Genomic DNA, 14,379 nt, shown 5'->3' on the forward strand with positions numbered 1-14,379 from the left:
CGGATTTCAGCCCAGGTGCGTATGCCGTTCCTGGCGCTCTTCGACCTGCATTTCGCTGAGACCGTGCAGGATGCCGCAGTCCTCCGCGTCGGGCCGGGCCGACAGGCAGCGCTGGCGCAGTTCGGCCAGCTGGGACTTGAGCTGGGTGAGCTCGGCGATGCGCGCGTCCACGTGGGCGATGTGCTCGTCGAACAGCTCATTAATGGGGCCGCAGCCAGTCTGGTGATTGTCCGCCAGCGACAGGATGGCGCGGATCTCGTCCTGCGTCATGTCCAGCGCCCGGCAGTTGCGGATCAGCCGCAGCCGTTCCAGATGGGGCTGGCCGTAGCTGCGGTAGTTGTTCAGGCCCCGTTCCGGGGCCGGCAACAGCCCTTCGCGCTCGTAGTACCTGATGGTTTCGACCGTGGTGCCGGTGGCCGTGGCCAGTTCGCCTATGCGCATGGTTGCCTCCTGGATCATGTCCGTTTCGTAATGAGGGGTTGACCCTATAGTAACTCCAAGGTGTGCAATAGCGTCACCAAGCATATTTCAAGGCAGAAGGCGATGTCTTTACCTATGGTCAAGCAACACGAACATGCACATGGCCACGCGCACGACCATGCGGGCCATGACCATGCCGGACACGATCACTCGCACCACGATCACGCCGGACATGACCACTGCGGTCACGATCACCCGGGCCACGATCATCCGGGGCATGACCACGCCGGGCACGACCATGCCGCCGGCGCCTGCTGCGGCCACGACCACGCGGCGCAGCCCTTCACGCTGTCTGGCGGCGGCGCGGCCACGCTCGTCGCCGGCCCCGGCCAGGCGCTGGCGCGCCTGCGCATCGGGCAGATGGACTGCCCCACCGAGGAAACGCTGATCCGCAAGAAGCTGGGCGGCATGGACGGCGTGCACGCGCTGGATTTCAACCTGATGCAGCGCGTCCTGACGGTGGTACACGCCGAAGGCGCGCTGGACCGCATCATGGCCGCCATCCGTTCGCTGGACATGACCCCCGAGCCGCTGGCCGCGGACGCGCCGCAGCAAGCCGCGCCCGCGGCCAAGCCGGTCAACTGGTGGCAGATCGGCGGCGCCGGCCTGCTGGCGGCGATGTCCGAGATTTCGCATTTCGCCAGCTGGCCGCTGGCCGTCACCGCCGGCCTGGCCGTGGCCGCCATCATCGCCTGCGGCATCGGCACCTACCGCAAGGGCTGGATCGCCGTGCGCAACGGCAACCTCAACATCAACGCGCTGATGAGCCTGGCCGTGACCGGCGCCGTGCTCATCGGCCAGTGGCCCGAGGCGGCCATGGTGATGTTCCTGTTCAATGTGGCCGAACTGATCGAAGCCCGCTCGCTGGACCGGGCGCGCAACGCCATCCGCGGACTGCTGGACCTGGCGCCGGAAACGGCGACGGTGCGCCAGGCCGACGGCAGCTGGGCCGTGATGCCCGCCGCCGGCCTGCAACCGGGCGATATCGTGCGGGTCCGGCCGGGCGAGCGCATCGCCGCCGACGGCATCATCGTCAGCGGCAGCTCGGCGGTGGACCAGTCGCCCATCACCGGCGAAAGCCTGCCCGTGGAAAAAGCGCAGGACGACCCGGTCTACGCGGCCACCGTCAACGCCTCGGGCTCGTTCGAATACCGCGTCACGGCGGCGGCCGGCAACACCACGCTGGCGCGCATCATCCACGCGGTGGAACAGGCCCAGAGCGCCCGCGCGCCCACCCAGCGCTTCATCGACCGCTTCTCGCGCATCTACACGCCCACCGTGGTGGTGGTGGCGCTGCTGGTGGCCGTGGTGCCGCCCCTGCTGTGGAGCCAGCCCTGGTTCGACGCGATTTACCGCGCGCTGGCGCTGCTCATCATCGCCTGCCCCTGCGCGCTGGTCATCTCAACGCCGGTCAGCATCGTCAGCGGCCTGACCGCGGCGTCGCGGCGCGGCATCCTGGTCAAGGGCGGCGTCTATCTCGAAGAAGGCCGCAACCTCAAATGGCTGGCGCTGGACAAGACCGGCACCCTGACCCACGGCAAGCCGGTGCAGACCGACCTGCTGGACTGGGAACCCGCCGGCGCCGGCCGCCAGCCCGCCGCGCTGGTCGCCGCCAGCCTGGCCGCGCGGTCGGACCACCCGGTCTCGCTGGCCGTGGCCAACGCGGCGCGCGAGGCCGGCAAGACCCTGCTCGACGTCGACGGCTTCACGGCGCTGGCCGGGCGTGGCGTGTCCGGCGTGGTCGACGGCGTGACCTACCAGCTGGGCAACCTGCGCCTGATGCGCGAAGCCGGCGTTTCCAGCGACGCGCTGGAAACCCGCATGGGCGAGCTGGAACGCCAGGGCAAGAGCGTGATCGCGCTGACCGACGGCAGCCGCGTGCTGGCGCTGGCCGCCGTGGCCGACACCGTCAAGCCCACCAGCGCCGCGGCCGTCGCCGACCTGCATGCCCTGGGCGTGCGCACGCTGATGCTGACCGGCGACAACACTCACACGGCCCAGGCCATCGCGCGCCAGGTTGGCATCGACGAGGCGCGCGGCGACCAGCTGCCCGAGGACAAGCTGAGCGCCATCGAAAGCAAGCTGGCCGCCGGCGGTCGCGTCGGCATGGTGGGCGACGGCATCAACGACGCCCCCGCCCTGGCCCGCGCCGACATCGGCTTCGCCATGGGCGCGGCCGGTACCGGCACCGCCATCGAGACCGCCGACGTGGCGCTGATGGACGACGACCTGCGCAAGATCGGCACCTTCCTGCGCCTGTCGCGCGCCACGCACAGCGTGCTGGTGCAGAACATCGTGCTGGCGCTGGGCATCAAGGCGGTATTCCTGGCGCTGGCCATGACCGGCAACGCCACGCTGTGGATGGCGGTGTTCGCCGACGTGGGCGCCAGCCTGCTGGTGGTGTTCAACGGGCTGCGGCTGTTGCGGGCGGCGCCTGTCGGAGCGCGGTAGGGGCTGTCGCCACGAGCAGGCCTAACCCGCCTGCTCTTCCTGCGGCCAGTCGCGCAACACCGGCGCGTCCGGCGCACCCGGTCCGTTCTCGCGCAGATGGTCTTTCTGCAACAACGCCATGCGATAGGCGTCCCGATAGGAGCCGTTGGAGAAGAACTCTTCCTTCAGCAGGCCTTCGATGGTGAAGCCGCAGCGCTCGTAGATATGGACGGCGGCGCGATTGTCCTTGTCGACCACCAGATAGACCTTGTGCAGGTTCAGCACGCGGAAGGCATAGCCCACCGCGATGCGGGTCGCGGCCTTGGCGTAGCCCCGGCCCTGGTACGAGGGCGCGATGATGATCTGGAATTCCGCGCGCCGGTGGATGTAGTCGATTTCCACCAGTTCGACCAGGCCGGCCGGCTGGCCGGTGTCGTGCTCGATGATGAATCGCCGCTCGTTCTGCGCGTGCAGGTGGCGGTCGTACAGTGCGACGAGTTCGTCGTAGGCCTCGTAGGGCTCTTCGAACCAGTAACGCATGATGACGTCGTTATTGTTGATTTTGTGCACAAAGTGCAGATCGCCGCGCTCCAGGGGGCGAATTCGGATATCGGATGTGACCGACATGTTTACCTCCGCAAGTCGATCCATTGTATGCCGCGCGCCCTGCCGTCACGGCAGCGCGAAGGCCGGCAGCCGCAGCGCGATGCGCCGCATGACCTCGTTGGCGGCCGACGACAGCGGGCGTCCCAGGCGCAGCAGCGCCTGGCATTCGGGCGCGCTCAGGATCGGATGCTCGATGGGAATGGCGACCAGCTCGCCGCTGGCCAGTTCATGGTGCACGCCGAGATTGGGCATCAGCGTCACGCCCGCGCCGGTCATGGCGTACTGCTTGAGCACGCGCAGCGAATTGGTGGTCAGGCTGGGCGTCAGGTGCACGCGCTCGGTGAATTCCAGCAGGTCCACCGCCTGGCGCAGCCCGTAGGGCGAAGCCATCAGCGCGAACGGATACGGCAGGATGTCGTTGATGGTGAGCGGCGCCCGCCGCGCGGCCAGCGCGTGGCCGCGCCCGGCGATCAGGCATACCGGGTGCTTGCGGCTGGCGCGGCAGCGCAAGCGCGGGTCCACCGGCGGGTTGTAGGCCAGGCCGATGTGCGCGGCGTCGCTGGCCACCGCCTCGACCACCTCGTTGACCGAGCCCACGTCCACGCTGAGCTTGATGCGCGGATGCTCGATGCAGAACGGGCCGACCACGTGCTCCATCAGGCTGTCGATGAAACCCTCGCTGATCATCAGCTGCACGCTGCCGCTCTGCATGCCGCGCCATTCCTGCAGGCGCGCGTTCAGGTGTTCCTGCTGCGCGCGGCAGCCGCGGTAGTACTCCAGCAGCATGTCGGCGGCCTCGGTGGGCGCCAGCCCGCGCGGGCGCCGCTCGAAAAGCTGTACGCCCAGCTCCTTTTCCAGCAGCTGGATCTGGCGGCTGATGACGGAAGCGGCCGTGTCCAGCTTGTCGGCCGCTCCGCGTATCGAACCGCAGGCCACGACCTCGTGGAAGTACTTCAGGCGGACCTGGTTGATTTCCTGCATATCCCCTTGTTCCCCTGCGCTGGCGATGCGCCGCAATGACCGGGCTTGTGTTGCCCAACAGGCAACGATAATTCATCTTTCCGGTTATTGTCTGCAACGCGTGATCTTCCAATAATGGCGGCGCCGGTGTTCCGGCGCCATCCCCATCCATCGCGGGCGCAGACCCGCGCGAGGAGACATGCAATGCCAAATCCGACCACGCCGGGCGCGGACCCGCGCCTGGCCCCGCTGTACCGCAAGATCACCTGGCGCCTGCTGCCCTTTCTGCTGCTGTGCTACGTGTTCGCCTACCTGGACCGCATCAACATCGGCTTCGCCAAGCTGCAGATGCAGCAGGACGTGGGCATTTCCGACGCGGTCTACGGCCTGGGCGCGGGCATCTTCTTCCTGGGTTACGTACTGTTCGAGGTGCCCAGCAACCTGCTGCTCACGCGCATCGGCGCGCGCCGCACCATCAGCCGCATCATGGTGCTGTGGGGGCTGACCTCGGCCTCGATGCTGTTCGTGCAGGGCGAATGGAGCTTCTACGTCCTGCGCTTCATGCTGGGCGTGTTCGAAGCCGGCTTCGCGCCCGGCATGATCTTCTACCTGACCTACTGGTACTCGCAGTCGCGCATGGCCGGCGTCATGGCGGTGGTCATGCTGGCCGGCCCCATCGGCGGCATCGTGGGCGGGCCGGTGTCGGCCTGGATCATGACCGCCTTCTCGGGCGCGCACGGCCTGGACGGATGGCAATGGATGTTCCTGCTCGAAGGCCTGCCCTGTGTGGCGCTCGGGGCGGTGGCTTTCTATTTCCTGGACGACCGGCCGGCCGAGGCCCGCTGGCTCAGCGCCGAGGAAAAGGCCCTGCTCGCCGCAGACCTGGACACGCGCGGCGCGCAGCAGAAGCACGCCTTCTCGCAGGTGCTGCGCGACCCCGCCATCTACGGCATGGCGCTGACCTACTTCTGCCTGATCTGCGGCATCTACGCCGTGAGTTTCTGGCTGCCCACCCTGCTGAAGCTGGCGGGCGTGCAGGACACAATGGAGATCGGCCTGTACTCGGCCATTCCGTACGTGGCCGCGGCCGTGTTCATGCTGTGGTTCGCGCACAGCTCGGACCGCATGCAGGAACGGCGCTGGCACACCCTGGCGCCCGCCCTGATGGCCGGGCTGTCGCTGTGCGTGGCCACCGCCGCGCCGACGCAATTCGCGCTTTCCCTGACCGCGATCACGCTGGCCACCGGCTTCATGTGGGCCGCATACACGGTATTCTGGGCCATCCCGTCGCAGTACCTGAAGGGCCAGGCGGCCGCCGGCGGCATCGCCCTCATCAACAGCATCGGCCTCCTGGGCGGCTTCCTCAGCCCCTCGATCATCGGCTGGTCCAAGCAGGTCACCGGCTCGCTGGCGGGCGGCCTCTACGTCATCTCCGCCCTGCTGGTGGCCGGCGCCCTGCTGCTGCTGGTGAACCGCCCGCCCCGTCCCGCGCCCGCAGGCGCCTGAGCTCCAACCCACAGGAAACCCATCATGCACATACTGGTTGCCGGTTTTCAGCACGAGACCAACACCTTCGCGCCGTCGCTGGCCGGGTACGAGAACTTCGTCCGCGGCGAAGGCTTCCCCGCCATGGTGCGCGGCGAGGACATGCTGGCCCTGCGCGAGGTCAATATTCCCGCCGGCGGCTTCATCAACGCGGTCCTGGCCCAGGGCCATACCGTGCAGACCGTGATCTGGGCGGGCGCCAGCCCCTCGGCCCACGTGACCCGCGACGCCTACGAGCGTATCGCCGGCGAGATCCTGGACGCGGCGCGCGCCGGCGGCTACGACGCGGTCTACCTGGACCTGCACGGCGCCATGGTCGCGCAGCACCTGGACGACGGCGAAGGCGAGCTGCTGGCCCGCATGCGCGCCATCGTCGGGCCGGACGTGCCGGTGATCGCCAGCCTGGACCTGCATGCCAACGTCACCGCGCAGATGCTGCAGGCCGCCGACGGCCTGGCTGCGTTCCGTACCTATCCGCACGTGGACATGGCCGACACCGGCGCGCATGCGGCGCGGCTGCTGCAGGCCCGCAACGCCGCCGGCCCCGCCTGGTGCCGCAGCGAGCGCCGCCTGCCCTTCCTGATCCCGATCAACGGCATGTGCACGCTGCTGGAGCCGTCCCGCGGCGTCTACGACCTGCTGGCGCAGCTGGAACAGACGCCGGGCGTGGCCTCGATCTCGTTCGCACCGGGCTTTCCGGCCGCGGACTTCCCGGAATGCGGCCCGGTGGTGTGGGCCTACGGCACCGACCCCGCCGCGGTCGAGCGCGTAACCGAAATGCTCTACCGGCGCGTGCTGGAGCTGGAGCCCGAATGGTCGCCCGACTTCCTGGAGCCGGCCGAGGCCGTGCGCCGCGCGCAAGCGCTGGCGGCCGGCGCCTCGCGTCCGGTGGTCATCGCCGACACGCAGGACAATCCCGGTGCGGGCGGCGACGCCAACACCACCGGCATGCTGCGCGCGCTGGTCGAGGCCGACGCGCAGAACGCCGCGCTGGGCCTGTTCTACGACCCCGAGGCCGTGCGCCTGGCCACCGAGGCCGGGCTGGGCAACCGGGTCCGGCTGAAGCTGGGCGGACAGTCCGGCGTGGCCGGCGACGCCGCGTTCGAAGGGGAATTCACGGTCGAGACCCTGTCGGCCGGCAAGCTGCGCTTCGACGGCCCGATGATGAACGGCATGGACGTGGACCTGGAAGGCGTGGCCGGCCTGCGCATCGGCGGCGTGCGCGTGGTGGTCAGCGCCACCAAGTCGCAGATGCTGGACCGCAACCTGTTCCGCGTCGGCGGCGTGCAGCCCGAGGAAATGGGCATCCTGGTGGTCAAGAGTTCGGTGCACTTCCGCGCCGACTTCCAGCCCATCGCGCACGAGGTGCTGGTGGCCAAGGCCCCCGGCCCCATGCAGGCCGACCCCGCCGACCTGCCCTGGACCCGGTTGCAGCCGGGCATGCGCATCCGGCCGCTGGGGCCGGCCTTCTCTTACTGAAGGCCGACGCCCGCCGGATTGGCGTACGCGCCCGGCGATGGCAGACTGGCGGCATGAAGAAGATCCTCACGCTCGCCTATCCCCGCCTGTCCGGGCCGGACGCCGAATTCATCGAAGCGTTCCGCCAACAGCACGACGGCCAGCACCGGCTGGCCAAGGCGCACTTCACGATGGCGTTCGGCAGCGCCGGCATCGACGAACATGCCTACCTGAAGCACGTGGAAGAAACCGCCCGCGCGGCGCGACCCATCGCCTTCGCGTGCCGCTACGCCATGCTGGCCGGCGACGCGGCGCAGGCCTATGCCTACCTGGTTCCCGACGAAGGCTACAGCCAGCTGTCGCGCCTGCATGACGCCCTGTACCGCCAACTGCTGGCGCCTACGCTGCGGCTGGACCTTCCCTATGTGCCGCACATCGCGGTCGCTTCATCGAGCAACCGCGCCCTGATGAAATCCCTGTGCGACGAGCTGAACCAGGGCGACCTGGAAATCCGCGGCTCGGTCGAACGGCTGACCGTGGCGGCGCTGGAGAACAGCGTGCTGACCGACCTGGTCTCGTATCCGCTGGGCGGCTGAAGCGGCCCGGGTTATTTCAGCCTGGCCTGCGGGCTGACGAAATCCTCCAGCGTCAGGCCTTTTTCCTTCAGGATGGCTTCCAGCAGCGGCTGCAGCTTGCCCAGGCTTTCCTGCACGGTTTCGCGCACCGTGTCGACCACCACCTGGGTGCTGCGCTCGATCTCGATATTGACGAAATCGCCGGCCTGCTTGTCCTCGAACACCGTCATGCGGCGGGTTTCGGGAATCAGCCAGACCTCGAACCAGCCTTCGGCGCGATTGACCTCGGATACCGTCAGGCTGGCGCCGTTGATGGCGATATAGCCCTTGGCGAAAACATACTTGCGGAAATCGGCGGGAATGCTGAAGCGCATCAGGCGGTTGGTGTCCGAGGACTGCACCGTCAGCACCTCGGAGGTGAAGTCCACGTGGCCCGACAGCGGATGGCCGCCGATCTCGGCGCCGTCCTTGGCCGCGCGCTCGACGTTGGCGCGGTCGCCCGTGCGCAGGCCGCCCAGCGTGGTGATGGCCAGGCTTTGCTGCATGACGTCGAAGCGGGCCCGGTTCTCGCCCAGCAGCTCGGTGACCGTCAGGCAGACGCCGTCGGTCGAGACGCTGGCGCCCACCGCCAGGTCCACGCAGAACCCGGGCGGAAAATCGAGCGTAAACGTGCGCAGGCCCTCGCGGTCGGAGATCTCGGCGATCTTCGCGGTGCCTTGGACTATTCCTGTGAACATGTGAATCCTGAAGCGGGCGCGGCGGCCCCTGGCAAAACATCAACGTTAACCGATATTTTGCCAGGGACCGCCGCGGCGGCCCTGCGGATTACAGGCTCAGTGCTTGATGGCGATGGTCTTCAGCGTGGTGAAGCCATACAGGGCCTCGAAGCCCTTTTCGCGGCCGTAGCCGGACTGGCGCGAACCGCCGAACGGCAGCTCCACGCCGCCGCCGGCGCCGTAGTTGTTGATGAACACCTGGCCGGCGCGCAGCTTGCGGGCCAGGCGCAGCTGGCGGCCGCCGTCGCGGGTCCAGACGCCGGCCACCAGGCCGTAGAGCGTACCGTTGGCGATGGCCAGCGCCTCTTCCTCGGTGTCGAACGGCATGGCCGCCAGCACCGGGCCGAACACTTCCTCCTGCGCCAGGCGGCTGTCGGACGGCACGTCGCGGAACAGCACCGGCGGCTGGTAGAAGCCCGCCTCCGGCGTGCCTTCCTTGAGCTTGCCGCGCGCGGCGACCTTCATGCCGGCGGCTTCGGCCTCGCTCACGAAGCCGCGCACGCGATCCTGCTGGCGGGCGTTGATCAGCGGGCCCACGTCGAGGTCGGCCGCGGCCGGGCCGGTGACCGTGGCCGCAAAGGCCTCGGACAGGCGCTTGAGCACGGTTTCGTACACGCCGCGCTGGATCAGCACGCGGCTGCCGGCCGAGCAGGTCTGGCCCGCGTTCTGGATGATGGCGCCCAGCAGCACCGGCAGCGCGGCGTCCAGGTCGGCGTCGTCGAACACGATCTGGGGCGACTTGCCGCCCAGTTCCAGCGTGACCGGCACGTGGTTCTCGGCGGCGGCGTGCGCCACCATCTTGCCGGTCTGCGGCGAGCCGGTGAAGGAAATATGGTCGATGCCCGGATGCGCCGACAGCGCCGCGCCGGCCTCGTGGCCGTAACCCGTGACGATGTTCAGCGCGCCGGCGGGCAGGCCCGCCTCGGCGGCGATCTCCGCCAGCTTCAGCAGCGACAGGCAGGCGTCTTCGGCCGGCTTGACCACGCAGGCGTTGCCGGCGGCCAGCGCCGCGCCCACGCTGCGGCCGAAGATCTGCAGCGGGTAGTTCCAGGGCACGATGTGGCCGGTGACGCCGTGCGGTTCGCGCACCGTCAGCACGGTGAAGCCCGGGTTGTAGGGAATGGTCTCGCCGTGCAGCTTGTCGACCGCGCCGGCATAGAACTCGAAGTACCGGGCCACCGCGGCGGCGTCGGCGCGCGCCTGCTTGATGGGCTTGCCGGTGTCGGCCGATTCCAGCTGCGCCAGTTCTTCCTGGCGATCCAGCAGCGCGAACGCGATGCGCATGAGCAGGCGGCTGCGCGCGGCGGGCGCCATCTGGCCCCACTCGCCTTCGTAAGCCTCGCGCGCCACCTTCACGGCGCGGTCCACGTCGGCTTGGCCCGAGCGCGCAATCGCCTCGAACGGCTTGCCATCGGACGGGTTCAGGACATCTATGGTTTCGCCGGTAGCGGCCGCCACCCATTGGTTGGCGATAAAGTTCTTCTGAGTCACGATGTGCGGAGTAAAGTAGCGGCCGGACGGCCGGTTGCGAAATGGTGAGCGATCGGATCGAGCGATCAGATCCCATTATGAGAGCCGCCAAAAACTTGTCAATTGAATTGACAGCCTTTGTCCCAAGAGTCAGGATATTTTTCCGTCATCTCGGGTTATCCCTAACATTCCAACGGCTTAGCACCGCCTCAAACTTGTTATGGCCACTGACAAACCCGATCCGGCGCGCACCCGCGGCGTGCCGATAAGCAACGTGCGCGACCCGCAGCTGGCCTCGCTGCTGGAAGCCGCCAACCGCCCCCGTCCCGAACTGGACGTGCTGGCCGAAGTGGCGTCCGGCCTGGGCTACGTGCGCGCCGAACGCTTCGCCGAGCGCGTCTACGAAAGCCTGTTCTACGCAATCGCCACCGGCAAGATCGCGCCCGGCAGCAAACTGCCCACCGAACTGGAACTGGCCGCCCTCTTCGAGGTCTCGCGCCCCGTGGTGCGCCAGGCCCTGGACCGGCTGCGCGAAGACCAGCTGGTGGACTCCATCCGGGGCTCGGGCTCCTACGTGCGCGCCAAGCCCGACCTGATGGGCGGCATGCCCGCGGTCGACCCGGCCCGCCGGGTCGGCCACATCCTCGAAGGCCTGGAGCTGCGCATGGTGATCGAGCCCGAATGCGCCTACCTGGCCGCGCTGCGCCGCACTTCCGACGACCTGGGCGAAATGGACCGCATGCTGACCGGCTACGAAGAAGCCGACGCCTCCGGCGCCATCGCCCACCACCACGACTACGGATTCCACCGCGCCATCGCCGCGGCCACCGGCAACCAGCGCTTCGTGCAGGTGCTGAAATCGCTGGAATACGACGTCAGCCACGCGGTCAACGTCATGCGCCACCTGGTCCACAGCGAGCCCTGGAAACGCACCCGCGCCGCCATCGACGAACACCGCCACATCTACCGGCTGATCCAGGAACAGGACGCCGAAGGCGCGCGCAACGTCATGCGCGCCCATATCGAAAAAGCCCGCAGCCGCATGCTCAACAGCGGCCCGGAACACTGAGCAGGAAGCCTCACCCATGTCATCGCAACGCACGCCCCTGAACCTCGACCAGCAACTCGTCATCGTCACCGGCGCCAGCCGCGGCCTGGGAGCCGCCATCGCCCAGGCCTTCCTGCGCGAAGGCGCCAGGGTCGTCATCAACTACCTGAACAGCGCCGACCGCGCCCAGGCCCTGGCCGCCGCCGCCCCCGACCGCGCGCTGGCGCTGCAGGCCGACGTGCGCGACCCGGCCGCCGTCGCCGCCCTGGTCGCCCAGGCCAGCGAACATTTCGGCATGCCCGTCAGCACCGTGGTCAACAACGCCCTGCCCGCCTTCCAGTTCGACGGCGACCTGCGCCCGCATGCCGACACGCTGGACTGGAGCCGCATGAACGCGCAGCTCGAAGGCAGCGTGCGCGCCGCGCTCAACACCACCCAGGCCGTCCTGCCCGCCATGCGCGCCGCCGGCGGCGGACGCATCATCAACGTCGGCACCAACCTGGTCCAGAATCCGGTCGTGCCCTATCACGACTACACCGCCGCCAAGGCGGCGCTGCTGGCCTTCACCCGCACCCTGTCGCACGAACTGGGCGCCGACGGCATCACGGTCAACATGGTTTCGGGCGGCCTGCTGCGCACCACCGACGCCTCGGCCGCCACGCCGGACGCGGTGTTCGACATGATCGCCGCCGGCACGCCGCTGCGCGAAGTCACCACGCCGGCGCAGTTCGCCGACGCGGTGCTGTTCTTCGCCAGCCCGTGGTCGCGCGCCGTCACCGGCCAGAACCTGATCGTCGACGGCGGCCTGGTGAAGGGATAAAACGGAACCGGCCGCGTGAAACCGGCTTGTGGACGCTATGCCTGCAGCCGGCGGGCGCTGATCTCGCCGGCGGCGTAGCGGATGCCCTTGAGCGCGGCGTCCTCGCTAATGAAGGCCGAATCGCCCACGCCGATGCGCGTCCATTGATGATGCGGCGCGGTCCGTACCCACGCCTCGAAACCCTGGCGCGCCGCCAGCGGCCGCAGTTCGTATTCGAGGCGATAGCCGTTGAGCCTGATCACACCTGTAGTCATAGCCGACTCCTCCGCCTCTCAGCTCCGGCCCGCGATGCCGCAGGCGCGCATGATGGAAGTTCCCGAAGCAGCCATGGCCCCCTGTGGATCATTCTCCGCCCGCACCACCTCTGTGACGCGTTGACCGTCGACCATCCATCGCCGCGCGATGCTGATCACGTCGGTGAACTCGGGCCGCGGCCCATCCAGCAGCCAGCCGACTATCGGAACACCGGGAGAAACCGTTTCCAAATCAAGGCATTTCATGCCGCTCTCCGTTCAGGGAACCCTAGCAGCGTAGCCATTGATTGAATCTTTAAGTATTAGGAATGCGCAAAAATTTGAACATTTTGTATGTTCATTGCATTTTTGCCGCCCATGACAGCGGGCGGAGGGGGCGACATACCTGCTCACATATCGGGACCGCACCACCCCGCGCAAGCCGGCACGGTATCATCCGACGTGATCCGGGAGCCGCAATTCCCGCCGATGGCCAAAGCGCCGCAACAACAAACGGTCTACGCGAAAAATGAAATTAGCCACCTGGAACGTGAACTCCCTGAACGTCCGCCTGCAGCAGGTGCTCGACTGGCTCGCCGCCAATCCGGTCGACGTGCTGTGCATCCAGGAACTCAAGCTCACGGACGACAAGTTTCCCGAAGCCGCCTTCACCGAAGCGGGCTATCACGCCGTCTGGGCCGGGCAGAAGACCTACAACGGCGTGGCCATTATTTCGCGCGTGCCCGGCACCTCCATGGAGCGCAACATCCCCGGCTACGAAGACCCGCAGCAGCGCGTGCTGGCGCTGACCTTTCCCGGCCCCGAAGGCGACGTGCGGGTGGTCTGCGCCTACTGCCCCAACGGCCAGTCCGTGGGCTCGGACAAATACGCCTACAAGCTGGAATGGTTCGAGGCCATGCGCAAATGGCTGGCCGAGGAAATCAAGCAATACCCCAGGCTGGCGGTGCTGGGCGACTACAACGTGGCGCCCGCCGACGAGGACGTGCACAACCCCGAGAAATGGGAAGGCCAGGTGCTGGTCTCGGAACCCGAGCGCGCCGCCTTCCGCGCCCTGCTCGACCTGGGCCTGAGCGATTCCTTCCGCCTGTTCGAGCAACCCGAGAAATCCTTCAGCTGGTGGGACTACCGCCAATTCGCCTTCCGCCGCAACGCCGGCCTGCGGATCGACCACGTCCTGCTGTCGGCCCCGCTGGTCAAGCGCTGCGTCGCCTGCGCCATCGACAAGGAACCGCGCCGCAACGAACAACCCTCCGACCACGCCCCGGTCGTGGCCACTTTGGAATTCGTCTGAACTTGATATCGCCATCCCGCTTGCACGCGGGCTTGGCTTTATGTATAGTTGCGGTCTTGCTTTTGGGGCGGTAGCTCAGCTGGGAGAGCGTCGCGTTCGCAATGCGAAGGTCGGGAGTTCGATCCTCCTCCGCTCCACCAAATTCCAGACGAAAAGCCTTGGACACACGCTAAGTGGTCCAAGGCTTTTTTGTTTGCGCTGTCGGGCCTTGGCGCCTGCGCGCTATGCAAACGGGTTTCGCAAGGAAAGGCGGTTTTCGAAGACCTGGCCGTGGTTCATGTCTTCGGTATAAAGCGTCTGGCATCCGGCTCCGATGGCCGCCGAAGAAGCAGGCCTTCCGCCCGATCGGCTTTGGCGGTATCGGCCGACAGCAAGTACAGCACAACATTGGTGTCCAGAAAGTCCCTGCCCTTAGCCGCGCTCGTTGGCTTCATTTCGGTCGAACCTGAAGTCGGCGGGCAGCTTGCCGCGAAAGGCGCGCAGCCGCTCGAGCAGCGCTTCGGCGCCGGGCTTCTTGCGGATCCCGAAGGTCCGGGGCGCGTCCACGGCGATCTCGATTTCGATATCGTCTCCCTCGGGCAACTCCAACGCCTCGACGACGCTGGCGGGGAGACGAACCGCCAGACTGTTGCCCCACTTGGCGACTTGCATGGTCGTACTCCTTTC

15 protein-coding genes and 1 tRNA gene are annotated in these 14,379 nt (G+C 67.7%); 8 read left to right on the top strand and 8 right to left on the bottom strand.

The window, feature by feature from the left end; genetic code table 11:
• Positions 1-6: 6 nt before the first annotated feature.
• Positions 7-441, bottom strand: coding sequence for a Cd(II)/Pb(II)-responsive transcriptional regulator (gene cadR, locus AC1M14_RS15515; protein WP_111825566.1), 435 nt, complete (start codon positions 439-441; stop codon positions 7-9).
• Between the two features lie 114 nt (positions 442-555).
• On the opposite strand from cadR, the gene AC1M14_RS15520 reads away from it, so the two are divergent.
• Positions 556-2,931 (top strand): heavy metal translocating P-type ATPase, encoded by a 2,376-nt coding sequence (locus AC1M14_RS15520; RefSeq protein ID WP_479729959.1) that lies wholly within the window; start codon positions 556-558, stop codon positions 2,929-2,931.
• Between the two features lie 21 nt (positions 2,932-2,952).
• On the opposite strand, the gene speG is transcribed toward AC1M14_RS15520, so the two are convergent.
• Together speG and AC1M14_RS15530 are read right to left on the bottom strand one after the other, a co-directional pair.
• The gene (gene speG, locus AC1M14_RS15525) at positions 2,953-3,537 is read right to left on the bottom strand and encodes a spermidine N1-acetyltransferase (protein WP_102770818.1); all 585 of its coding nucleotides are present in this window, start codon (positions 3,535-3,537) and stop codon (positions 2,953-2,955) included.
• A 45-nt stretch (positions 3,538-3,582) separates the two neighbouring features.
• Entirely contained in the window at positions 3,583-4,497 is a 915-nt protein-coding gene (locus AC1M14_RS15530; protein ID WP_102770817.1) for a LysR family transcriptional regulator, read from the bottom strand.
• Between the two features lie 183 nt (positions 4,498-4,680).
• Here AC1M14_RS15530 and AC1M14_RS15535 point away from each other — a divergent pair, with 183 nt between their 5' ends.
• Genes AC1M14_RS15535 through AC1M14_RS15545 form a run of 3 tightly spaced genes read left to right on the top strand, consistent with a single transcriptional unit; the run spans position 4,681 to position 8,075 of the window.
• Positions 4,681-5,982 (top strand): MFS transporter, encoded by a 1,302-nt coding sequence (locus AC1M14_RS15535; RefSeq protein ID WP_479729960.1) that lies wholly within the window; start codon positions 4,681-4,683, stop codon positions 5,980-5,982.
• Positions 5,983-6,006: 24 nt separating this feature from the next.
• Positions 6,007-7,500, top strand: a complete 1,494-nt coding sequence (locus AC1M14_RS15540; protein ID WP_102770815.1) for a M81 family metallopeptidase — start codon at positions 6,007-6,009, stop codon at positions 7,498-7,500.
• Between the two features lie 53 nt (positions 7,501-7,553).
• Positions 7,554-8,075 carry a 2'-5' RNA ligase family protein gene (locus tag AC1M14_RS15545; protein ID WP_479729961.1) on the top strand — a complete coding sequence of 174 codons (522 nt, stop codon included), beginning with the start codon at positions 7,554-7,556 and terminating at the stop codon, positions 8,073-8,075.
• Positions 8,076-8,086: 11 nt separating this feature from the next.
• Here AC1M14_RS15545 and AC1M14_RS15550 read toward each other — a convergent pair whose 3' ends face one another.
• Positions 8,087-8,791 carry a riboflavin synthase subunit alpha gene (locus tag AC1M14_RS15550; RefSeq protein WP_479729962.1) on the bottom strand — a complete coding sequence of 235 codons (705 nt, stop codon included), beginning with the start codon at positions 8,789-8,791 and terminating at the stop codon, positions 8,087-8,089.
• A 96-nt stretch (positions 8,792-8,887) separates the two neighbouring features.
• Positions 8,888-10,321, bottom strand: coding sequence for an aldehyde dehydrogenase family protein (locus tag AC1M14_RS15555; protein WP_102770812.1), 1,434 nt, complete (start codon positions 10,319-10,321; stop codon positions 8,888-8,890).
• Between the two features lie 244 nt (positions 10,322-10,565).
• On the opposite strand from AC1M14_RS15555, the gene AC1M14_RS15560 reads away from it, so the two are divergent.
• Together AC1M14_RS15560 and AC1M14_RS15565 are read left to right on the top strand one after the other, a co-directional pair.
• On the top strand, positions 10,566-11,369 hold the full coding sequence (locus AC1M14_RS15560; protein ID WP_102771794.1) for a FadR/GntR family transcriptional regulator: 804 nt from the start codon (positions 10,566-10,568) through the stop codon (positions 11,367-11,369).
• 16 nt (positions 11,370-11,385) lie between these two features.
• A complete protein-coding gene (locus tag AC1M14_RS15565; protein ID WP_209166260.1) occupies positions 11,386-12,168 on the top strand; it encodes a 3-oxoacyl-ACP reductase in 783 nt (260 codons plus the stop codon).
• 35 nt (positions 12,169-12,203) lie between these two features.
• On the opposite strand, the gene AC1M14_RS15570 is transcribed toward AC1M14_RS15565, so the two are convergent.
• Both AC1M14_RS15570 and AC1M14_RS15575 read right to left on the bottom strand, forming a co-directional pair.
• Entirely contained in the window at positions 12,204-12,422 is a 219-nt protein-coding gene (locus AC1M14_RS15570) for a hypothetical protein (protein WP_146196854.1), read from the bottom strand.
• An 18-nt stretch (positions 12,423-12,440) separates the two neighbouring features.
• Positions 12,441-12,668, bottom strand: a complete 228-nt coding sequence (locus tag AC1M14_RS15575) for a hypothetical protein (RefSeq protein WP_102770809.1) — start codon at positions 12,666-12,668, stop codon at positions 12,441-12,443.
• Between the two features lie 262 nt (positions 12,669-12,930).
• On the opposite strand from AC1M14_RS15575, the gene xth reads away from it, so the two are divergent.
• Both xth and AC1M14_RS15585 read left to right on the top strand, forming a co-directional pair.
• Positions 12,931-13,713 (top strand): exodeoxyribonuclease III, encoded by a 783-nt coding sequence (gene xth, locus AC1M14_RS15580; RefSeq protein ID WP_102770807.1) that lies wholly within the window; start codon positions 12,931-12,933, stop codon positions 13,711-13,713.
• Between the two features lie 64 nt (positions 13,714-13,777).
• Positions 13,778-13,853: transfer RNA gene (locus AC1M14_RS15585), tRNA-Ala, on the top strand.
• Between the two features lie 271 nt (positions 13,854-14,124).
• Here the strand turns inward: AC1M14_RS15585 and AC1M14_RS15590 are convergent.
• On the bottom strand, positions 14,125-14,364 hold the full coding sequence (locus tag AC1M14_RS15590) for an AbrB/MazE/SpoVT family DNA-binding domain-containing protein (protein ID WP_479729963.1): 240 nt from the start codon (positions 14,362-14,364) through the stop codon (positions 14,125-14,127).
• Between the last annotated feature and the right edge of the window lie 15 nt (positions 14,365-14,379).

Source organism: Achromobacter sp. SX5, from assembly GCF_056711425.1.